Below are 20,670 nucleotides of genomic sequence, written 5' to 3'. Positions count from 1 at the left end.
GTCCGCCTGAACTCGCTGGAACCCTGCGTATCCGCATCCGACCGTGCGTCATATGACCGTCATATTCCCCCGTTAATCTACGCCCCGATGTCTCCTTGCCTTGTCTTTGCGCCGCCCGGTCAATGCCGAGCGGCTTTTTTATTGTCGGTACGCTTAAAACACAGGGGCCGGTGAGTCATTCTCACCGGCCCCTGGTTTCGGTTGCTGCGTGCGCGTTCGGAAGCGCGTCGGGGATTACTTGCCGCCGACGGTCTCCAACACGGTCCACTTGCCATCGACCACCTTGTACAGGGTGATCGAACCGTACTTCAGGTCGCCCTGCGCGTCGTAGGCCAGCTCACGCGTTGTCACGCCGGGCATGCTCGTCTTGGCCAGCACCGGCAGATACTTCGCCGGATCCGTCGAGTTGGCCTTCTTCATGGCCGACATCATGGCCATGGCACCGTCGTAGGCGTACGGCGAGTACGTTTCCGGACCGGCACCGAACTTGGCCTTGTAGCGCGACTCGTAAGCGGCGCCACCCGGCATCTTGTCGAGCGGCAGACCGGCGAGCGAGACGACCGAACCGTTGGCGGCGTCGCCGGCGATCTTCAGGAAGGCGTCCGACTTGACCATCTCGCCGGCCATCAGCGTGGCCTTGATGCCCAGTTCGCGCATTTGCTTGGCGAGCGGGCCGGCTTGAGCGTCTGCGCCGCCGTAGAACACTACGTCCGGGTTCGAGCGCTTGAGGTTGGTCAGAATGGCGCGGAAATCCACGGCCTTGTCGTTGCCGAACTCGCGACGCACGATCTTGCCGCCGGCCGCCTTCGCCGCCTTCTCGAACTCGTCCGCCAGCCCCTGACCGTACGCGGTGCGGTCGTCCACGATGGCGATGTTCTTGAAGCCGAGCTTCTTGACGGCGAACGAGCCGACGACCGAACCCTGCTGGATGTCCGAAGTCATCATGCGGAAGGTCGTCTTGAAGCCTTGCTTGGTGTATTCCGGCGCCGTCGCCATTGCGATTTCGGGGATGCCTGCCTGCGCGTAGATGCGCGAAGCGGGGATCGTCGTGCCGGAGTTGAAGTGGCCGAGCATGCCCTTGATGCCGTTGTCGACCAGCTTCTGCGCGACCAGCGAACCCTGACGCGGGTCGGCCTGATCGTCTTCGGCCTGCAACACGAACTTCACCGGCTTGCCTTCGATGGTCGGCTTGGTGGCGTTGTACTCGTCGACGGCCAGTTGAATGCCGTTCTGCATGTCCTTGCCGTAGTGGGCCTGTGCGCCCGTGAGCGGTGCGGCAAAACCCAGCTTCACTTCCTGCGCCTGTTGCGCATTGGCTGCGCCCAACGTAAGCAGCCCCGCGACTGTGACGGCGCTAGCCGTAAGCTTCGATTGCATCAACCCTCTCCTTGCATGTGTTTGTCGTTGAGTGCCGTGTCTGCGGGATCGCCGCAGCACGCCATTCTTGAAACGCCGTCTGTACCAGGCCGGTTGACCCGGGACGGCATCTATCGCAATCAAACGCAAAATGCGTCCGACGCGGCAGTATTGGTTGGCTGCACGCGTCGGTCAAGAGGAAGAAATTCCGATAGAAGGTGCTACCGGCTTATGGCGACGGTTGCACCGCCGGCTCGGCGGCGCCACCCGTCACGTCGGCATCCGATACTTTGCCCTCGCGAATTTCCTGCAAACGCTTTTCGGCGGCAGCGTAGCGCGCCAGCACGGCGGGGCTCGGCACGTTGTCCAGACGGCTCACGACGTAGAGCGCCAACCCGCCAAGCGCGAAGCCCGGCACGATTTCGTAAAGATCGAACCAGCCGAACTGCTTCCAGATCAGGACCGTCGCCGCCCCGACGACGATGCCCGCGATCGCCCCGTTGCGCGTGACCCGCGGCCAAAGCAGCGTGGCGAGCACCAGCGGACCGAAGGCGGCGCCGAAGCCTGCCCATGCGTAGCTCACCATGCCGAGCACGCGGCTCTCCGGATCGAGCGCGAGCAGCACGGCGACGACGGCGACGGCGAACACCATCGCGCGGCCAATCCACACAAGGCGGCGCTGGCTGACCTGACCGCGTGCGAATGTCTTGTAAAGATCCTCCGTGAGCGCGCTGGAGCACACGAGCAACTGGCACGACAACGTGCTCATCACCGCTGCGAGAATGGCCGCCAGCAGCACACCCGCGAGCCACGGTGTGAACAATTGCTGCGTGAGCGCGATGAAGATCGTTTCCGAGTTGGCGTCCACGCCCGCGCCGAGTTCCGGGCGCGTACTGTAGAACGCCAGCCCGAAAAAGCCCACGGCGACCGCCCCCGTCAGGCACAGCACCATCCACGTCATGCAGATGCGGCGCGCTTTCGGGATCGCGGCAGCCGAACGGGCGGCCATGAAACGCACGAGAATGTGCGGCTGTCCGAAATAGCCGAGACCCCACGCGAGCAGCGACAGCACGCCGACGGGCGCCAGATCGCCGAGCCAGTCCGTGTGCGCCGGATGCACGGCAGTGACCGCGTCGATGGCGGTAAACGGCCCGCCATCGATCGTGATCACGGCAATCGGTGTGACGACCAGCGCCGCGAACATCAGCGACGCCTGTACGGTGTCCGTCCAGCTCACCGCGAGAAAGCCACCGATGAAGACATAGGCGATGGTCGCGATCGCGCCGATCCACAGCGCCGTATGGTAATCGAGGCCGAACATCGTCTCGAACAGACGGGCGCCGGCCACGACACCGGATGCGCAATACACCGTGAAGAAAATGAGGATGACGAGCGCAGTGATGATGCGCAGCACGTGGCTGCGGTCGTCGAAGCGCTGTGTCAGGTACTCGGGCAACGTCAGCGCGTTGCCGCAAACCTCCGTATGCACCCGCAGTCGCGCGGCCACGAGACGCCAGTTGGCCCAGGCGCCGATCGCCAGACCGATGGCGATCCAGACACCCGACAAGCCGCCGACGTAGATGGCGCCCGGCAGGCCGAGCAGCAACCAGCCGCTCATGTCGGATGCGCCGGCGGAGAGCGCCGTGACGAAGCTGCCCAGACGACGTCCACCGAGGATGTAATCGGACAGATTGTTGGTGGACCGGTAACCGAGCCAGCCGATCACCAGCATCAATATCAAATAGACGGTAAACGACACCGCCGTGGGATTCCAAGCGAACATGTTGCCTCCTTGTACGGCGCAGAAGCGCGTCGCGCGTCTTCCGGCATGACGAAAGGGGCGCAACGTGTCCTGACGACCGCGGTGGCCGGCGATGCATGTCGCCGGCACGGGTTAACCGCGCTGAAGCGGTGAGACGCGTTATATGTCGGGGGCGGGCGCGAAGATACTCCGAAATCGCTCAAATTGCGCACATACGTATCTAACGGTGCGTCACATGTGCATCGGAAAACCGGGTGTCGGACGTTCCTTGCGGCATGCGGTGCGAGCGCGCGGCACCTGTGAAGCCGGCGCCGACGGCGACGCCGGTGTCGTGCGCGAAAGCCAGACGCCAGGCGGGCTGGCGCGATGGCGCGGGAGGCTGGGGCGGGAATGTCGCATGAGCGCGCAGGGACGGCCGGGGCAGTGACGCTGCCGGTCGTAACGCGTAGCGCGTGTCGCGAGGGGGAGGGACGGCGGGGAAATACACCGCCAGATTTAGGACGAATCCGGGAGGATGCGTCGCTAAATCCGGCGCACGACCATGATTAGCCGATGGTCATGAGGTTGGCGTTACCGCCGGCTGCGGCCGTATTGACGGATACCGAACGTTCGCACAGCAGACGCTCCAGCGCGTAGTCGTCGCCTGCCGCCAGCGCTTCGGGCGCGAGGCCTTGCATCGACAGGATCGGGCCGTTACGCGTTGCGATGCGGCGGTTCAGCGCGCGCAGTTCGTCGCTGTCGCCTTCGAACAGCACGGCCGCAAGGGCGGCTTCACTGGCGGCGTCCACACCGGCCGCCAGTACCGAGGCGCGGCCTTTCAGTGCGGCGGGCAGTGCGTTCACCAGTTCGCGCGCGGCGGCGCTGTCCGTGAACACCGCGTTGTTACCCGTGGCCAGCACCGCGGCGAGTTGCGTGCGTGCGCCGAGCGTCGTCGTCGCCACGCAAAGCACCGGGCCGCGCGGCTCCAGACCGTAGGTGTTGCGCTCACCGGTCGGGCCCGGCAGCACGGCGGTCGCGTCGAGGGCGGACGTTGCCAGGTAACGGTCGACGCGATCGATCGCGGCGGTGCTGTCCGATTGCCCGCGCAGCCAGTCGCGATAGCTTACCAGCGGCGAGAGCGCGGCTTCGTTGCGGTTCAACTCCGGCGCGAGCGAGGCCGGACGCGTTGCCAGCAGGCGCGGCAGATACATCGGACCGCCCGCCTTCGGACCCGTACCGGACAGGCCTTCGCCGCCGAACGGCTGGACGCCGACCACGGCACCGATCACGTTACGGTTCACGTAGACGTTACCGACGTGCGCGCGCTCGGTTACGTAGGCGATGGTCTCGTCGATACGCGTATGCACACCGAACGTCAGGCCGTAGCCGGTGCCGTTGATCTGATCGAGCAGCTTGTCGAGATGCGCGCGCTTGAAGCGGATCACGTGCAGCACCGGGCCGAAGACTTCGCGTTGCAGCGCCTTCAGATCGGTCAGCTCGATGAGCGTGGGCGGCACGAACGTGCCATGACGGGCAGCGTCCGGCAGCGCGAGTTGCTCGACCGGGAAGCCCTTGCTGCGCATCTGTTCGATATGCCGGTTGATGCCGTTCTGTGCTTCGGCATCGATCACCGGGCCGACGTCGATCGACAGACGGTCCGGATTGCCGATGGCCAGCTCCTGCATCGCGCCCTTGAGCATGTGCAGCGTCTTGTCGGCGATGTCGTCTTGCAGGCACAGCACACGCAGCGCCGAGCAGCGCTGACCGGCCGAATCGAAGGCGGAGGCGAGCACGTCGTACACGACCTGCTCGGGCAACGCCGACGAGTCGACGATCATCGCGTTCTGACCGCCGGTCTCGGCGATCAGCGGAATCGGACGGCCATTGGCGTCCAGACGATCGGCCAGCGTGCGCGCGATGATGCGGGCCACTTCGGTCGAACCGGTGAACATGACGGCCTTGGTGCGCGCGTCGGCCACCAGCGCGGCGCCCACGGTCTCGCCCGTGCCCGGCAGCAGTTGCAGCGCGCCGGCCGGAATGCCTGCGACCTGCATCAGACGTACCGCCTCGGCGGCGATGAGCGGTGTTTGTTCGGCCGGCTTGGCGATGACCGGGTTGCCGGCGGCCAGTGCGGCGGCGACCTGGCCGACGAAGATGGCGAGCGGGAAGTTCCACGGGCTGATGCACAACACCGGGCCGAGCGGACGATGGGTGTCGTTGGAGAAGCCCTGACGGATCTGCGCGGCGTAATAGCGCAGGAAGTCGACGGCCTCGCGTACTTCGGCTACGGCGTTGGGCAGCGACTTGCCGGCTTCGCGCACGCACAGCCCCATCAGTGTGGGCATTTGGGCTTCGAGCAGATCGGCGGCGCGCATCAGGCAGTCGGCGCGCGCTTCGACCGGCGTGGCTTGCCAGATCGGTGCGGCGGCCACGGCGTGGGCGAGCGCGGCCTCCACGTCGGCGGACGTCGCCTCGATGACCTGACCCACGACATCGCGCAGATCGGCCGGGTTGCGCACGGCCCGGGGCGTGCCCCCGGTGCGTTCGCCGTCGGCCAGCATCGGCGCGGCGCGCCACGGCGTGCCGGCGCTGGCGAGCAGTGCCGACGACAGCGAGGCGAGGCGGTGTTCGTTCGAGAGATCGAAGCCCGACGAGTTGGCGCGCGATGCGCCGTACAGTTCGCGCGGCAGCGGAATCTTGGCGTGCGGCGCGCCGAGCGGTTGCACCTTTTCCGCCTCCGAGATCGGATCGGCGATGAGTTCGTCGACGCTGATGGTCTCGTCGGCGATACGGTTCACGAACGACGTGTTCGCGCCGTTTTCCAGCAGACGGCGCACGAGGTAGGCGAGCAGCGTTTCGTGCGTGCCCACCGGGGCGTACACCCGGCACGGGCGCGCTAGCTTGCCCGCAGCGATCGGGCCGACGACTTCCTCATACAGCGGCTCGCCCATGCCGTGCAGGCATTGGAACTCGTACTGTCCGGGGTAGTAGTTGTTGCCCGCGAGGTGATAGATCGCGGAGAGCGTATAGGCGTTGTGCGTGGCGAACTGCGGATAGATCGCGTCCGGCACGGCGAGCAGCTTCTTCGCACAGGCGAGGTACGAGACATCCGTATAGATCTTGCGGGTGTAGACCGGATAGCCCTCCAGGCCGTCGACCTGCGCTCGCTTGATTTCGGTATCCCAGTAAGCCCCCTTGACCAGGCGCACCATGATGCGGTGACGGCTGCGACGCGCCAGATCGATGATGAAATCGATCACGAACGGGCAACGCTTCTGATACGCCTGCACCACGAAGCCGATACCGTTCCAGCCGGCCAGTTCCGGATCGAAGCACAGCGCTTCGAGCAGGTCGAGGGAGATTTCGAGACGGTCGGCTTCTTCGGCGTCGATGTTCAGACCGATGTCGTAAGAGCGGGCCAGCTTGGCGAGCGCCTGCACGCGCGGCAGCAGTTCGGAGACGGTGCGTTCGTGCTGGCTGCGCGAGTAGCGTGGGTGCAGCGCCGAGAGTTTGATCGAGATGCCGGGGCCTTCATAGATGCCGCGACCGGCCGAGGCCTTGCCGATGGCGTGGATGGCCTGCTCGTAGCTCGCGTAGTAGCGTTGCGCGTCTTCTTCGGTCGTCGCGGCTTCGCCGAGCATGTCGTACGAGTAACGGAAGCCCTGCGCTTCGTACTTGCGGCTGTTGGCCAGGGCTTCGGAGATGGTTTCGCCCGTTACGAACTGCTCGCCCATCAGGCGCATGGCGATGTCCACGCCCTTGCGGATGAGCGGTTCGCCGCCGCGGCCGATCAGACGCGTGAGCGCCTTCGTGAGACCCGCTTCGCTGGTCGTCGTGACGAGCTTGCCGGTGATCATCAGGCCCCAGGTTGCGGCGTTGACGAACATCGACGGCGAGTTGCCCATGTGCGCGTGCCAGTCGCCTTTGCTGATCTTGTCGCGAATCAGGGCGTCGCGCGTGGCCTTGTCGGGAATACGCAGCAGCGCTTCGGCCAGACACATCAGCGCCACGCCTTCCTGGCTCGACAGTGAGAACTCGTGGATCAGCCCTTCGACACCGCCGCCGGTGCTCTTGCCGCGCAGGGCGACGACGAGCTTGCGGGCGAGGTCCGACGCTTGCGTGGCCGTGGACGGGGCGAGCTTGGCCTGACCGACGAGCACGGGTACGCACTCCGGTTCGGGGCGGCGATACGCCGCCGTGATCGCCGCGCGCAGCACCGATTGCGGTTGCACGTTTTGCGCGAATTCGAGGAACGGATGCGGGACGGTGTCGTCGCCGGCATGGCCGTCGATCACCTCGGTGCCCGACTGGGTTGCACCGCTGAGTTCAGGCGGCAACGTGCCGCTCTCGATGCGCTCAAGATAGGCGAAGATGGCCTGTTTGATGAGCCAGTGCGGGGTGCGCTCAATGTGTTGTGCGGCCGTCTTGAGGCGCGTGCGCAGGACGTCGTCGACTTTGACGCCGAGAGTGGTGTTTGCCATGAAAGGGTTACCTGATGACACGAAATCGCAAAAAGGCGTGACACCCATAGCGGGTGAATCGTGCGGCATCGTAACCGGGTTTCGAAAGAGGTGCAACCAGAGTCAAAAATGCGGTTGCACCATTGGTTTCACTTCCGCGTTTCCCGTCCCTCGCCGGTTCGCTTCTGATCGTTGCCGTAGGTCTTGCCGAGATACTCGGCAATCAGCCTGGCCTGATCTTCGGGAATCGGTGCGCCGTAGACCTTCACCATCTTCGTGACTTCCGCGCTCCAGAAGGCCGACGGCATCGAGGGCTGCGAATGGATGTAGTCGACGGAGTGGCACATCGCGCACCACGCACTGGCGGCCTGATAGCCCGCGAGTGTCGAGGCTTTGAGTTGCGCCGTTTCTTGCGGCAGTTTGATATCGAGCGCGAAGGCGGGCGTGCTCATCGATACCCCGGCGAAGGCGCCGGACAGCCCGAGCGCGATTGCCGCGACATGCCTCCATTTCGGATGATTCATGATCGCCCTCCGCCTTAAGCCGCAACGACGCGCACGGATTCCACGCCGTTGCGCAGATAGCCTGCCGGATTCCACAACGATTGCAGCGGTTGGGTCACGCCGGCGCGATTCGTCGCCCTGACTTTCAGAACGTACTCGCCGGCCTGCGGTGGCGTGAACGACGCCGTCCACTCACGAAACGAATACTTCGACAATTCGCTGCCGAGCTTCGTGGCTTGCCACGTCTGGCCACCGTCAACAGAGAACTGCACGTCGCGGATCCCTTCGCCGCCGTCGAATGCAATGCCGCGTACACGCATGGCGCGGCCCGCCGCAACTTGCTGGCCGTCAGTGTGGCTGGTGACGAAGGCGCGCACGGTGAAACGTCCGATCGGCTTCGTCTTTTCCGGTGCCTTGCCCGGCACCACGCAATTGCAGTCGTTATCCGGAATGCGATATGCCGTGGCCATCCAGAAGCCGTCGAAGACGGTGTCGATGACGTTGATGTCGGCGAGGTGTTTCACCCAGTAGGTGCCGTAGTAGCCGGGCACGACCAGCCGCACGGGGAAGCCGTTGAGCATCGGCAGATCCTGGTCGTTCATGGCGAACGCGACCATCACTTCGCCGTCCATTGCGTGATCGAGGTCGAGGGCCTTCACGAATTCGGGCGTCGCGGGGACGATGGGCCGGTCGAGCCCTTCAAATGTCACCTGTCGGGCACCGGCGGATACGCCCGCGCGTTCGAGAATGCGCTTGAGCGGAATGCCGCGCCAGCGCGCGTTGCCCATCGCCCCGTTGGCGATCTGCCCGTCGCCCACGCGCGGCTCGAAGAACCCCCGGCTGTTACCCGAGCACTGATGCACGGCCACGATGTCCACCGGCGCGCCGAATTTTCTTGAGGGACGCGAGCGAGATGTCGAGCGGTTTCGCGACGCTGCCGCCTACGCGGATGCGATGTTTCGCGGGGTCGATGTCGGTCGGAATGCCTGCGAGGTGATAACGCACGAAGAAGGCGTCGTTCGGCGTGAGCAGGCCGTCGTTGAAGACGTCGAACGGCGTTTCCAGTTGGGGCGGGCGCGCGGTGAGCCGAATCAGCGGACGCTTCTGCGGATACGCCACGAGTTCGCGCTCGCCGTTCGCGAAGGGCAGCATGACCGTTGGCGGCGTTGGCGGCGCGGCCGTTGCTGCGAGCACGTCGAGGGCGCGTCCCGCGAGACTGGCCCCGATGCCGAGCACGCCGGCGCGTCGCAAAAATCGGCGGCGCGAGGCTTCTGCCAGGGCAGACTCGACAGGCGACTCGGGCAATGCGTATTCGGGGGGAACGTGCGGGGATGCGGCAGCTTGCGGCGCCGTGGGGGCGGCGCGCCGGTCGTGCGATTTCATCGGATGTCTCCTGTAGGACGACTTATCTTGCAGATGACGTGAATCGTTCGACGTGCAGCATTGTTTTTATCGCGTGGCGATGGCTGCATCCTCGGAGATTCTTCCGATGCTGTCAAATTTTCGGAACGTCGTATACCGTTTTATATTTCGAGGGGATCGACTTCGAGGTGCCAGCGCACCGGGGCCTTGAGCGCGCGCAGCTCGCTCATCCATTGCGTGAGGAAGCGCTGAAGCGCGCCGCGATGCGGACTTTCGACCACCAGTTGCGCACGGTCGGTGCCGGCGATTCTGACCATCGTCATGGGGACCGGATCCCACAGGGAGATGCGCGGGTCGTGCAACGCCGGGTCGGCGGCGATCTCGCGAGCCCGTTTGAGGAACGTCATGGCGTCGTCGAGCTTGCGCGCTTCTGCACGCAGCAACGCCTGATGGGTATAAGGCGGCAATAGGGCGACACGCCGTTCTTCGAGTTGCTGCGCCGCGAAGCCCGCGTAATCGTGCCGCATGAGCGACGCGAAGAGCGGGTGCGATGCGTAGCGGGTCTGAATCAGCACGTCGCCGGGCCCGTCGGCGCGCGCCGCGCGTCCGGCGCGGCCGGCGACCTGCATCAGTTGGGCGAAGAGGCGTTCGGCCGCGCGGAAGTCGTGGGAGAAGAGGGCGCTGTCGGCGTTGACCACGCCCACGAGCGTGACGTTACGGAAGTCGTGTCCCTTGGCCACCATCTGCGTGCCGATCAGGATGTCGACTTCGCCCGCGTGCACCTGTGCGAACAGCGCCTGTGCGCTGCCTTTGCGACGTGTGCTGTCGGCGTCGATGCGGGCGAGACGCGCGTCGGGGAAGTGCTCGGCGAGCGCTTCTTCGATGCGCTGCGTGCCGCGTCCGAGCGGCGCGAGATCGAGATTGCCGCAGTCGGGACACGCGTGCGGAATGCGCGCTTCCGCGCCGCAGTGGTGGCAGCGCAGACGTCGCTCGGGCTTGTGCAGCACCATGTGCGCGCTGCATCGCCGGCAGTCGCTGATCCAGCCGCAGGCGTCGCAGTTGAGCACCGGCGCGTAGCCGCGACGATTGAGGAACAGCAGGCTTTGCTCACCGGCTTCCAGCCGCGCGCGGATGGCCGCGAGCAGCGGTTGCGACAACCCTTCGTGGACCACGCGCTGCCGTTTGCGCTCGATCTCCATGTCGATCAGCGAGACGCGTGGCAATACGGCGTCGGGCGTGGCGCGCTCCGACATGGCAAGGCGTATGTAACGGCCCTGTTCTGCGCGGTTCCAGCTGTCGAGCGAGGGGGTCGCGGAGCCGAGCACGACCGGGATACGGCACCGGGTCGCGCGCCAGATCGCCAGATCGCGCGCCGAATAGCGCAACCCTTCCTGCTGCTTGTAAGACGGGTCGTGTTCTTCGTCGACGACGATGAGGCGCAGGTGCGGCATGGACGCCATGACGGCCAGACGTGTGCCGAGTACGATGCGCGCCTCGCCGCGATGCGCCGCAAGCCAGTGCCGAGCGCGTTCGCCTTCCGCGAGCCCACTGTGCAGCGTGACGAGCGTCTCGTCAGGAAAGCGGGCGCGGAAGACGCCTTCGAGTTGCGGCGTCAGATTGATTTCCGGAACGAGAACGAGCACCTGAGCGTCGCGCGACGCCCGGGTGCGCAAGGCTTCGGCCACGGCGCGCAAATAGACTTCCGTCTTGCCGCTGCCGGTCACGCCATAAAGCAGGAAGGGCGCGCACGCGGGCGCCGTGGCATCTGCCGCATCGAGACGCTGTGCGCCTGCGGCGAGCAACGCGTCGTGAATGGCGGCAACGGCGTCGGCCTGTCCGGCCGTGAGCGTTTTCGTGGCGCCGGCGGCGGTATTGCCCTCGTCGTCCGATCGGTTGCCCGACTCGTCGCTCAACTCGTCGCCCAACGCGTGGCCCGGCGCGTCGGCCTGCGCGCCGAACGCTGCGTCGTCCATACCGGCGTCGTCAGACGTGGCGCCCATGTCGTTCGCTTCCCGGGTCGCCTCATGAAACGGCACCGTTTCCACGACGACCCAGCCGGCGGCTGCCCATTGCTTGAGCACGTCTGCGGCTTTCGAACACAGGGCGCGCGCCTCGTCGGCATCGAGCGTGCCCGCCTGTGCGAGCCCCTCGGCGAGTTTGCGCTGCGCGCGCAGACGGGCGGGGACATGCTCAAGGAGCGTGCTCAGCGCGCCGTCGGCGATCCGGTAACGTTGCACGCCGCGTTGCGCGAGCAGTCGCGGCCAGCGCATGGGGGTGCGCAGATGGCCGGGCACCGCAGGCAGCGCGACTTCGCCGATGCCGCGTTGGTAGTAGCGCGACGCGAATTGCATCAGGTCGCGCCAGTCGTCGCCGAGCGCAGGCAGTTCGTGCCAGACGGACGTCACTTCCCGCAGCTTTTTCGGGTCGACTTCGCTGCGCTGCGTCAATTCCCAGACGATGCCTACGACCTGCCGTCGTCCGAAGGGCACCTGCACGAGTTGGCCGGGGCTCGCGGCCTGATCGAGGCGGTAATCGAACAGCGTGAGCAGCGGTGTGTCGAGCGCAACACGGGCGATCGCCGACGCCCCGGCGCGCGCGGTGGTCGCCGGAAACAGCGTGTCGTGCGCATCGTCGGGCGATGCCGTGGACAGGGAGGAGAGATCGTCGGCGCGGGTCAAACTTAAAGTGAATCCTGAGAAGTCTTGGTAAGCCCCGGATTTGCGTCGGCTTTCCGGCGAGTTCGAAACGCTTGTGGATAACTATGTTGAGAACTGTGGGGATTATCGCTCGTCAGCCTCGCCGCACGGCCCTTGCATCGCGTATCGCCCCGACTTTGCCAGATTCAAAAATGCTTTTTGATCAATAGCTTATGAATGACGTCGACGATGCCTTTCCTTCGTCTCATCGTTGCGGCGGCGCAGCGAGAATTTGTGCATAAGTCTTCGGGACAACTCCGAAATTTGGAGGGGTTATTCGACCGCTTTTCCCTTGACATTCTCTGCTTGAAACAGCGGTTTGGTTTGCAGGGCGAAATGCCCCGCAAACCCGCATCATCGCTGATGCGGGGAGCTTCCCACCGCTGTTTACGCCGGTTGGCGCAGTTTCCGGCTGTAGCTGTGTACCTCGTCCACGAGTGCTGCGACGTGTTCCGGGTTCGTAAATTGCGAGATGCCATGCCCGAGGTTGAACACGTGACCCGGTGCATTGCCGTAGGCGTCGAGCAGGCGGCGCACTTCGGTGCGGATGGCCTGCGGCGCCGCAAACAGCGCGGTGGGGTCGAAATTGCCTTGCAGTGCACAACGATCGCCTACGCGACGACGGGCGGCCGCGAGATCGACGGTCCAGTCGAGACCGATGGCGTCCGGGCCGGTGTCGGCGATGGCTTCGAGCCACTGACCGCCGCTTTTGGTAAAGACGATGTGCGGAATGCGCACGCCGTTCCACTCGCGGTGCACACCGGCGAGCGCTTGCTTCATGTACGCGAGCGAGAAGCGCTGATACAGCCCGTCGGCCAGCGCACCGCCCCACGTGTCGAACACCATGACGGCTTGCGCGCCTGCTTCGATCTGCGCATTGAGATAGGCGGCGACGGCGCGGGCGTTCGTCTCGAGGATGTGCGTCATCAGATCGGGACGCTCGTACATCATCGTCTTGACGGTGCGGAAGTCAGCCGATCCGGCGCCTTCGACCATGTAGCACGCGAGGGTCCAGGGGCTGCCCGAGAAGCCGATGAGCGGCACGCGGCCATGCAGCGCGCGGCGGATTTCGCTCACGGCGTCGAACACATAGCGCAGGCTGTCGAGATCGGGGGCGCGCAGGCGGCGCACGTCGTCTTCGGTGCGCAGCGGGTGGGCGAAGCGCGGGCCTTCGCCGGCTTCGAACGACAGGCCGAGGCCCATCGCGTCGGGAATGGTGAGGATGTCCGAAAACAGGATCGCCGCGTCGAGCGGGAAACGTTCCAGCGGCTGGAGCGTGACTTCGGTGGCGTACGCGGGGTTCTTGGCCAGCGCCAGGAAACTACCGGCTTTGGCGCGGGTGGCGTTGTATTCGGGCAGGTACCGGCCCGCCTGGCGCATCAGCCAGATCGGCGTGTACTCGGTCGGCTGGCGCAGCAGGGCGCGCAGGAAAGTATCGTTTTGCAGAGCTTGGGACACGTCGCAGCGGGGATCGGAAGAGGTTGGGCAAGCGGCCATTTTACTCGGGTATCCGGGGTGGGGTCGCGTTGCGGGCCGTTATGCCGCAGATAAGCGTTCGAACCCGGCGTTGAGACCGATACGGCATTCGGGGCGAGGCGATGGCGCCGCGTCTGCATTGCTATGCCGTTGGCATGGCAGGGGGCAAACAGTAGTATGAAGCCTCACGGGCTGCGTCAGACGGCTCGGAACGTCAAGGCGTCATAACGCCGACATCACAATATGGAGACAAGCATGACAGTCATGAAGACGGCCGCCCGCTCGGCCCGCATGACGGGGACGGCGCTCGCCGTTGCCGTCGCCGCGATCCTGACTACCGGTGTCACGGCCGGTATCACCGCAACTGCCGCGCACGCCCAAACCGCCAGTCCCCCCGGTCTCGCCGCCGTTCACTCCCGGCTCGACGACATCGTGACGTCGGGCACGCTGCGTGCCTGCGCGACCGGCGACTACAAACCCTATTCCTACCGTCGCCCGGATGGACAATTCGAAGGCATCGACGTCGATTTGGTCGCCTCGCTGGCAAAGTCGCTCGGCGTGAGGCCGGTAATCGTGCCTACGACGTGGAAAGGGCTGATGGACGATTTCACGGCCGGCCGGTGCGATATCGCCGTCGGCGGTGTGTCGGTGACGCTCGATCGCGCCGCTCGCGCCTATTACAGCCGGGTTGTCATGATCGACGGAAAGTCACCGATCGTTCGCTGCGCCGACCTGGCGAAGTACCAGACGCTCGACGATCTGAACAAGCCCGGCACGCGCGCGATCGCCAATCCCGGCGGCACCAACGAGCGCTTCGCCCGTCAACATCTGCCGAACGCGACCCTCACGATCTATCCCGATAACGTCACGATCTTCCAGCAAATCGCCGACGGTAAAGCCGATGTGATGGTGACGGATTCGTCCGAGACGCTGCTCCAGCACAAGCTCAATCCCGCGCTCTGTGCCGTCAATCCCGATAAACCGCTTCAGTTCGGAGAGAAGGCCTATCTGCTGCCCCGTGGCGACGAAATCTTCAAACGTTACGTCGATCAATGGCTCAATCTCGCGCAGAAAACCGGCGAGTATCAGGGCGTTGTCGATAAGTGGCTGAAGTGATTCGCTGATGCGCCGCTGCGTTGTGCCAACCCTCGCGCTCTCACAACGCAGCGACACTGAAACCGAAACCATGGGGACGCGTCCGCGCGCGCCAACGGTAAAAGCGCTGCGGCAAGCGCCCCCGAGTGCTTATCCCAACCACTCGCGCAGGCGCTGCGCCGCATCGTGCATCACCATCCTCGCCTGCGGCACGAACGGCTGCAATCGCGCGAAACTGTGCGTCAAACCCGTCGCCTCGATCACCTCCGCCCGCGAGCCCGTACGGGCTACGAATTGCGCGTAGGCCACCGCTTCGTCATGCAACGGATCGTATTCCGCAGCAATCACCAGACTGTTCGGCAGCGGATGACGTGGCGCCTCCGCCGTCAAATTCACGCGCACGTCGCTCTGCGCCGGTTCCACCCCGCCCAGAAATTCCTTCCAGTACCAACGCATTTCGTCTCGTGTGAGACCTATGCCATCGGCCAGACACTCGTAACTCGGCGTATCGAACCGATATTGCACGACCGGGTAGATGAGCAACTGCGCGCCCACGATGCCCGGATGCCTGTCGTTGAACCAGGCGGCCGCCTGCGCCGCGAGGTGACCGCCCGCACTGTCGCCCGCCACCGCCAGCTTGTCCGGACTCACACCCAATCGGGCGCGCTGCTCGGCTGCCCACGCCAATGCCTCGCGAGCGTCGTCGACAGGGACCGGGAACGGATGCTCCGGCGCCAGCCGGTAATCGACGCTCAAGACGGCGACGTCCGCATCCTGCGCGAGCAATGCCGCGACGGTGCCATGCGTGTCGACGTCGCCCACCACCCAGCCACCGCCATGGAAATACACGACCAGCGGAACGACGCGCCCGACCGGCCGGTAAAGTCTCGCGCGCAGATTGCGACCCGGCAGCGCAATGTCGAATGTCTCGCTTCGCAATCCCGCCGGCAAAGGTCGCAACGCCTCGACAGCGACGGTGGCGAACTGGGCGCGAACCTCCTGCGGCGTTGGCGCGGGCGCATTCTCGGGAGTCGGATATTTGCGCGCCATCAAGTCGTAATAGGCGAGCAGATCGGCGTCGATGGTCATGGCAGCGAGAAGGTGACGTTAGAAGGAGTCGAGGACGACGTTGAATCGTCGGCTTTTTCTGTTTTCGGGACGACGGTCAGGACACATTCGGAACAGCGGCATGTCGAGGCGTGCGGTGCATCATCGCTCGTTGGCCTGTTTCGGCAGACCACCGCCGTGCATCAGCCACCGCTGATGCTCGATCTTGACGCAGCGGTCCATCACGACGTCGAGCCCCGCCGCCAATGCTTCGGCCGCTGCATCGTCGTTCTCGATACCCAACTGCATCCACAAACTCGTCGCACCGATCGCCACGGCCTCGCTGGCGATCGGCGGAATATCGCCGCTGCGACGAAAGCAGTCGACCATCTGGATGCGCACGCCCTCACCGCGCAGCGCTTCGGCCGCCTCCGTCAGGCTCGCGTACACGGGCTCGCCCAGAATCGTCTCGCCCGAATCCGCCGCCTGCGGGTTGATCGGCACGATCCGATATCCGTGCTGCTGCATGTATCGCGATGTGGTGAAGCTCGGCCGGTCAGGCCGCGGCGACAGGCCCACGACGGCAATCACCCGGTCGCGGGCCAGTATCTGCCCCAAACGTTCAATGGTTTCCATGGCTCACTTTGTTGCCACGCACAAAGTTTGAAGTTAGCACATTGCTGGATCGTACGTTTGAGACGGGGAAGGCCGCTGCGTTGCGCCTTGCGAGATAAGCGATCCACGACCGGGATTGATGGGCGATAGGCAGAAGGTATCGGCGTCCGTCAGGGATTGTTTCGTCAATCCTCAGGGATGCTTTGGATGACAAGTTATTCAGGATGACGAACCAAATTCGAGCGGCGGTGTCTTTCTCGGGAGCCTTGAGAAATAAGGCGGGGAAGCGATTCATGGCAACGATGAAACCCCCGAGGTGTTACAACCTGAAACACTTTGTTACCCCTCCTTCCATACGTTTCCACCACAATGCATTCCAACGCTGAAGTGCTTATCCCCCGGTAACACCGCAGCGCGACTGTATCGGCAAAATGCGTCCCCCGGCGCGATTTGCAGGTGGTTCGATACAGTGCTCCGAATCTGGTCTCCTCGCGCTAACCCCGTAGCGTGTGGTTTTGGCGGGCCCGTGTGTCCCGCCATTTTTTTTGCCTGATTCGTCCTACATCTTTCCTAAGCCTTCCGCCGACGTGCGCACGCGCGACGCAGCATTGTTTCGACCTCCGATGGATTTTGGAAATCGATTCACGCGGGCATACAGGAAGCAAGTCGCGTACGCACGCGCCGCCGCGCAGACAATTTCCAGCGCCTAGCATCCGCTTCATCACTATCGCTGACGTCACGTACCCCGGACGTAACGTAGCCTTAGGCGACTTAGCACGGCCCCGCGGCAAAACGTTGGGCGGACTTCACACGGACTTCAGGCAGACTTCAGGAGGACGTCAGGCGGACGTCAGGAGGGCTTAAGGCGGAAATGACGTGACATGACGCGAAATGACGCCGCTGCAACGTCGCCTTAACGTGTGACCGTCGCGCGCTATCGGGATGCCGTCGCCCGGAGCCACGGCTTGAGCCAGCCCAGCCCGGCGCGCGTTGCGCCCTGCGGCCGATACTCGCACCCGACCCAGCCCGCATAACCCAGTTCGTCGAGCAAACGGAACAGGAACGGGTAGTTGACCTCGCCGGTATCGGGTTCGTGCCGCGCTGGCACGCCCGCGACCTGCACGTGCCCGATGTCGGCGATGTACTGACGCAGCTTCACCGCCAGATCGCCCTCGACGATCTGACAGTGATAGGCATCGAACTGGACTTTGAGATGGCTCGCGCCGACTTCCTGGCGAATGGCATGCGCCTGATCCTGGCGGGTGAGGAAATAGCGCGGAAAGTCGCGCGGATTGATCGGCTCGATCAGCACGGTCACGCCATGTGCCGCCGCCTGACCCGCCGCATAGGCGAGATTCTCAAGATAGGTCGCGCGGCAACGTTCGGGCGATGCGGACGCATCGGGGCATCCCGCCATCACATGCAATTGACGGCAACCCAGCGCGTCGGCGTAGTCGAGTGCGAGTTCGATGCCGTCGCGAAACTGCGCTTCGCGACCCGGTAACGCGGCAATGCCGCGCTCGCCGCGCGCCCAGTCGCCTGCCGGGCCGTTGAAGAGGACTTGCGTGAGTCCCGCATCGTCCAGTCGCTTGCGGATCTCCTGCGCGGGATGCTCGTACGGAAACAGGCATTCGACACCCCGAAAGCCATCGCTCGCCGCCGCCTGGAAACGGTCGAGAAACGGGACTTCCTGATAGAGCAGGGTCAGGTTGGCGGCAAATCGCGGCATGAGAATCTCCAACGCCCCCATCCGTCACCCCAAACGGGTCGGGCAAGGTGGGCCGATGCTCGTCAAGATATCACTACTGCCCGTCGATCTGAGGCGCCGCTACGCTGCGCAACTGATAGCGTCCGTCGTTGTTGAAGAGCCAGGTCTCGACGGCGCGCACGCGGCCGCTGCTGTCCACGAGCGCTCTGCTCGGTGCGGGCAGGGGACTCGCCCGCCGCAAGCTTGCGATGGCGATGCGCTCGGCTTCATGATCGCCATTGCTGCGATAAAGCGTCACGCGCAAGACATTGCCGCTGCGATCCACCCAGTATTCCAGCGAGACGACCGAGCGCAGCATCGGTTGCGGATTGCCCGGCGTGATCTCGCGGGCATTGACCTCGGTGACGCGCTGCGCTGCGGCGATTTTGTATTGGTCGAGCCCCGAGAGGGGCGGCTCACCGAGTGGAAAATTGAGGACGAGCGGCTTCTTGGGCTCGAAATCCGGATTCGCACATCCCGACATCATCAGTAGGCATGAGACGAAGGCAAACCCGCCGGCGAAAGCGGTGCGGTGCGCGCGCCGGCACTGAGAAAGTTGCGATTTCATGACGTGTCTCCCGCAACGTTCGCGACACTTGTTCTTGTTATGACAGCTGGTGCTGCACGGCCTTCACCCGGCGTGCTGATGAGGGCCGCTATACGGCAAGCTCGGCCAAGTCGGCCGACCTTCCGTTTGGGCTACCGGGCCTTCGTGCCGAACGACCAGTTCGGCATCAGCGCATTGGACGCCAGATTCTCGTCCTGCAACTTGCGCGCCGTCTCGACGCCGGCGACCGGCAACCCGGTAGGGTCGAGCAGACCGATCTGCACGAGTACGCTCGCCTGATCCCAATATATGCGTTCGTGCTCCAGTTTGTCTCCCCGGAATCGCACGATGGCCACCAGCGGAATCTCCACGCGGCGTCCCGTCGGCGCCACACCCGGCAACATCCAGTCCACCGGCGTAGTGTGGGTGAAACAGAACAGCAGTTCGTCGACCAGCTGCGTCGCGCCGATGGTGCGCGAAATCGGAATCAGCCGGGTGTCGGGCGGGTTGCTGTCGACGAAGTGATGCCGGTAGAAGTGCGCCAGTTGCTGATGACCGACACCCCCCGTCATCGTCGGAATGTGATTGACGTAGGGCTCGGCGACCATCGTCTTCATCAGCGGATCGATCTCGCGGATGGCGAATTCATACGCGCAATGCGTCTCCCACAGCGATGCGAAGTCGAAATGCGGCCCGATGACGCGGCGCACGGCGCCGAGGGTGCGCTGATGTGCGAGTTGTGTCGCCGCACGGTTGAAGTGGTCGCCGGGCCGTGCGAAGGCATGGTCGGCGTCCGGGTATGTATACAGTGTGACGTTGGGGTGCTTGCCGAGTCTCTCGGTCAGCGTGTCCCGAACTTCGGCGGGTGCGTATTTGTCGAGTTCGGCGATATGCAGCACGAGCGGCGGATGCTCGCCTGCCAGCTCGTCGACATGTTGCTCGAGCCCCACGCCGTAGTACCCGACGGCCACGTCCGCGCTCGTGCGCGTGACGGACAGGGCGGCCAGTTTGCCGCCGAGACAGTAGCCGACCACGCCCACACCGCCGACACACTCGGGCAGCGCACGCAATGCGTCGACAGTGGCGCCTACGTCTTCCATGCCGAGATCGATGTCGAAACTCTGGAACAGGGCGAACGCGCGCGCCAGTCGCCGGGCGAATAACCGAGTTCGATGCCCGGCTCGATGCGCCAGAACAAGTCGGGTGCGAGCACGACGTAACCCTCTTCGGCGTAGCGGTCGGCCAGTTCGCGAATGTAGGCGTTCACACCGAAGATTTCCTGACAGAGCACCAGTCCGGGACCTTTGCCTTCGCCGGCGCTTTTGCCGTCCGGCGTTGCCAGATAGGCTTGAAAGGTCTTGCCGTCGCGCGACTTGATGCTGATGAAGCGTCCTGCCATGTGACTTTCTCCTGAGTTGCCGGATCCGATGTCCGTGGTGGTCGTGGTGGCCTTGGCTAGCGGCTTTCGACGATACCATGCATACTCGGAGCGCACGTTCCAGGCGTGAATCGATGGCGTAGGCGCCGCATCGGGCACTCGTCGTCGTCTTGCGCCGGACGCTATTTGGACGCATTGGAGTGACCATGATTACCGTGTATCACAACCCGCGCTGCTCGAAGTCGCGCGAGGCGCTGGCGCTCGTCGAGGGGTCTCCGGCGGGCGGCGACTTGCAAGTCGTCGAGTATCTGAAGACGCCGCCGACGCTGGCGGATCTGAAACGTCTGCACAAGCTGCTGGGCGTACCGGTGCGCGACATGATCCGCAGCAACGAGACGGAATTCGCGGAACTGGGGCTGGCCGACACGGGGCTCAGCGACGACGACCTGCTCGCGGCCGTGGCGGCGCATCCGAAGTTGTTGCAGCGCCCCGTCGTCGTGAACGGCAAGAAGGCCGTGATCGCGCGGCCGCCGGAACGGGTGAACGACGTGCTGTAAGCGGCTTGCCGGCATCGGACAACGAGAAGGGCGCAACGTGCGACACGTTGCGCCTTTCTTCTTGCGTTCTTCGCTTATTTATTTAGGCGG

General features: G+C 64.5%; 12 protein-coding genes and 2 pseudogenes. 2 read left to right on the top strand and 12 right to left on the bottom strand.

What is annotated here, in order from left to right; all coding sequences use genetic code 11:
• Positions 1–234: 234 nt before the first annotated feature.
• The 7 genes and pseudogenes from PAN31108_RS11110 to hemE all read right to left on the bottom strand — a co-directional run bounded on the left by PAN31108_RS11110 (position 235) and on the right by hemE (position 13,576).
• Positions 235–1,377 (bottom strand): branched-chain amino acid ABC transporter substrate-binding protein, encoded by a 1,143-nt coding sequence (locus tag PAN31108_RS11110; RefSeq protein WP_150668913.1) that lies wholly within the window; start codon positions 1,375–1,377, stop codon positions 235–237.
• 208 nt (positions 1,378–1,585) lie between these two features.
• Positions 1,586–3,139, bottom strand: a complete 1,554-nt coding sequence (gene putP / locus PAN31108_RS11105) for a sodium/proline symporter PutP (RefSeq protein ID WP_150668912.1) — start codon at positions 3,137–3,139, stop codon at positions 1,586–1,588.
• 524 nt (positions 3,140–3,663) lie between these two features.
• Positions 3,664–7,578, bottom strand: coding sequence for a trifunctional transcriptional regulator/proline dehydrogenase/L-glutamate gamma-semialdehyde dehydrogenase (gene putA / locus PAN31108_RS11100; protein ID WP_150668911.1), 3,915 nt, complete (start codon positions 7,576–7,578; stop codon positions 3,664–3,666).
• A 128-nt stretch (positions 7,579–7,706) separates the two neighbouring features.
• On the bottom strand, positions 7,707–8,081 hold the full coding sequence (gene sorB, locus PAN31108_RS11095) for a SorB family sulfite dehydrogenase c-type cytochrome subunit (RefSeq protein ID WP_174994931.1): 375 nt from the start codon (positions 8,079–8,081) through the stop codon (positions 7,707–7,709).
• A 14-nt stretch (positions 8,082–8,095) separates the two neighbouring features.
• Positions 8,096–9,443, bottom strand: a pseudogene (gene sorA, locus PAN31108_RS11090) (SorA family sulfite dehydrogenase catalytic subunit).
• Between the two features lie 140 nt (positions 9,444–9,583).
• On the bottom strand, positions 9,584–12,100 hold the full coding sequence (locus tag PAN31108_RS11085) for a primosomal protein N' (RefSeq protein ID WP_174994930.1): 2,517 nt from the start codon (positions 12,098–12,100) through the stop codon (positions 9,584–9,586).
• A 405-nt stretch (positions 12,101–12,505) separates the two neighbouring features.
• Positions 12,506–13,576 (bottom strand): uroporphyrinogen decarboxylase, encoded by a 1,071-nt coding sequence (gene hemE, locus PAN31108_RS11080; protein WP_281350058.1) that lies wholly within the window; start codon positions 13,574–13,576, stop codon positions 12,506–12,508.
• 282 nt (positions 13,577–13,858) lie between these two features.
• Here hemE and PAN31108_RS11075 point away from each other — a divergent pair, with 282 nt between their 5' ends.
• Positions 13,859–14,710: a transporter substrate-binding domain-containing protein gene (locus tag PAN31108_RS11075; protein WP_370819634.1), complete on the top strand. Its 852-nt coding sequence runs from the start codon at positions 13,859–13,861 to the stop codon at positions 14,708–14,710.
• 129 nt (positions 14,711–14,839) lie between these two features.
• Here PAN31108_RS11075 and PAN31108_RS11070 read toward each other — a convergent pair whose 3' ends face one another.
• From PAN31108_RS11070 to PAN31108_RS11050, 5 genes and pseudogenes are all read right to left on the bottom strand, one after another.
• Positions 14,840–15,778, bottom strand: coding sequence for an alpha/beta hydrolase (locus tag PAN31108_RS11070; protein WP_150668908.1), 939 nt, complete (start codon positions 15,776–15,778; stop codon positions 14,840–14,842).
• Between the two features lie 120 nt (positions 15,779–15,898).
• The gene (locus tag PAN31108_RS11065) at positions 15,899–16,372 is read right to left on the bottom strand and encodes a CoA-binding protein (RefSeq protein WP_150668907.1); all 474 of its coding nucleotides are present in this window, start codon (positions 16,370–16,372) and stop codon (positions 15,899–15,901) included.
• A 913-nt stretch (positions 16,373–17,285) separates the two neighbouring features.
• Positions 17,286–18,080, bottom strand: a complete 795-nt coding sequence (gene otnI, locus PAN31108_RS11060; RefSeq protein ID WP_150668906.1) for a 2-oxo-tetronate isomerase — start codon at positions 18,078–18,080, stop codon at positions 17,286–17,288.
• Positions 18,081–18,153: 73 nt separating this feature from the next.
• Positions 18,154–18,666 (bottom strand): energy transducer TonB family protein, encoded by a 513-nt coding sequence (locus tag PAN31108_RS11055; RefSeq protein ID WP_150668905.1) that lies wholly within the window; start codon positions 18,664–18,666, stop codon positions 18,154–18,156.
• Between the two features lie 131 nt (positions 18,667–18,797).
• Positions 18,798–20,044 (bottom strand): annotated as a pseudogene (locus PAN31108_RS11050) (dienelactone hydrolase family protein).
• Between the two features lie 185 nt (positions 20,045–20,229).
• On the opposite strand from PAN31108_RS11050, the gene arsC reads away from it, so the two are divergent.
• The gene (gene arsC / locus PAN31108_RS11045) at positions 20,230–20,580 is read left to right on the top strand and encodes an arsenate reductase (glutaredoxin) (RefSeq protein ID WP_150668904.1); all 351 of its coding nucleotides are present in this window, start codon (positions 20,230–20,232) and stop codon (positions 20,578–20,580) included.
• Positions 20,581–20,670 lie beyond the last annotated feature (90 nt).

Source organism: Pandoraea anhela (assembly GCF_902459655.1).
GTDB classification, from domain to species: Bacteria; Pseudomonadota; Gammaproteobacteria; order Burkholderiales; family Burkholderiaceae; genus Pandoraea; species Pandoraea anhela.
Note: the sequence above shows the minus strand (reverse complement) of the source record. Positions and strands in the feature narration are given on the sequence as shown.

What these genes read in the sequence shown, in the direction of transcription:
- PAN31108_RS11075 (WP_370819634.1), top strand. Translation starts at nt 13,859, where the DNA reads ATGAAGACGGCCGCCCGCTCGGCCCGCATGACGGGGACGGCGCTCGCC.
- PAN31108_RS11065 (WP_150668907.1), bottom strand. Translation starts at nt 16,372, where the DNA reads ATGGAAACCATTGAACGTTTGGGGCAGATACTGGCCCGCGACCGGGTG.
- putA (WP_150668911.1), bottom strand. Translation starts at nt 7,578, where the DNA reads ATGGCAAACACCACTCTCGGCGTCAAAGTCGACGACGTCCTGCGCACG.
- sorB (WP_174994931.1), bottom strand. Translation starts at nt 8,081, where the DNA reads ATGAATCATCCGAAATGGAGGCATGTCGCGGCAATCGCGCTCGGGCTG.
- putP (WP_150668912.1), bottom strand. Translation starts at nt 3,139, where the DNA reads ATGTTCGCTTGGAATCCCACGGCGGTGTCGTTTACCGTCTATTTGATA.
- PAN31108_RS11110 (WP_150668913.1), bottom strand. Translation starts at nt 1,377, where the DNA reads ATGCAATCGAAGCTTACGGCTAGCGCCGTCACAGTCGCGGGGCTGCTT.
- otnI (WP_150668906.1), bottom strand. Translation starts at nt 18,080, where the DNA reads ATGCCGCGATTTGCCGCCAACCTGACCCTGCTCTATCAGGAAGTCCCG.
- PAN31108_RS11055 (WP_150668905.1), bottom strand. Translation starts at nt 18,666, where the DNA reads ATGAAATCGCAACTTTCTCAGTGCCGGCGCGCGCACCGCACCGCTTTC.
- PAN31108_RS11070 (WP_150668908.1), bottom strand. Translation starts at nt 15,778, where the DNA reads ATGACCATCGACGCCGATCTGCTCGCCTATTACGACTTGATGGCGCGC.
- arsC (WP_150668904.1), top strand. Translation starts at nt 20,230, where the DNA reads ATGATTACCGTGTATCACAACCCGCGCTGCTCGAAGTCGCGCGAGGCG.